General features: G+C 51.6%; 1 protein-coding gene. It reads right to left on the bottom strand.

Annotated features, from left to right (window positions below; genetic code table 11):
• On the bottom strand, window positions 1-1,038 hold a 1,038-nt coding region (locus KDK18_RS02495), incomplete at both ends, for a hypothetical protein (RefSeq protein ID WP_257252956.1).

Below are 1,038 nucleotides of genomic sequence, written 5' to 3'. Positions count from 1 at the left end.
GGCGGGCAGCCAGTATCAGGTTATTCAGCAGCCCTTCGGTCATTTCAGGCAGAGGGTTACAAAGGTCGGCAGGTACGGTTTTAAAGGCTTTGTAGAGTGAGTGAAGTGCTTGTTCTGGCAGCTCAGTCCGGGGGATATCATATCTTTGGGCACTGATATCCCAGAGATTGACCTCAGGGCAGGGTTTTCCCGTGGCAACCATGGAAGTCAATACCGAAGACGTGCTCCTCGCAAACTCAGGCCAGAGTATTTTGACATGAGCCTGTGGATAGGCCTGCAACTGGCCATTCACCAACAGAGGTTGACCAACAGCCAGGGGTTCCAGAAGTTGCTGAAGCGTCGGATTACTCTCCAGTCCCCGGAATACCACCGGCCTGCCAGCGGTTAATGCCTTCTGCAATGCACTCTGACGCTGTCCAAAACGGGCCTTTTTTTCTGAGGTGATATGAATATTATCAAATAGCTGGCTGAAGCTGGTCTGTTCATTGACCTGAATGACCAGAGGAGTTTGCGGCTGATTCTTGATCCAACAACTGACCTGGGCGTGTTGCTGATAAGTGACGACATTAAAAACGGCGGGATCTCTGACTTTTTTCTGTGGGCAGGACAGAAAGTGCTTGTCGTTTTCTGTCAATCCCAGGGCCTTCGGCTGACGTTTTGAATCAGCCACCTGAAGTCGGGGCTCCAGGCCAGTCGTGTCGCGAATCGTTTGCAGAGAACCCAGCAAACGAAACCACAGTGCCTCAGTGAGGGGAGAGGTTACGATGACTGTCCCACCCGCCCGAATCTGTTCCAACAGACAGGTGTTAGGGACTGCAAAGCCTTCCGGGGCAATGGCAATCGGGCTCAGCCATTGGGCAATATTACTCTGGTTAATGATGACAGGGTTGCGTGGTGCCTGCTCTTCTTTTTTATCACATGAGTGGGACAGACTTTGGAACAGTGAAGGAAGCTCGTCATTCCCCAACGGCATCCGATAAAACTGAACATTGTCGGGTAACGGACAGACCTTCCCGTTGCTCTCAAAACACTTTTGCG

Source organism: Endozoicomonas sp. SESOKO3, from assembly GCF_024606255.1.
Note: the sequence above shows the minus strand (reverse complement) of the source record. Positions and strands in the feature narration are given on the sequence as shown.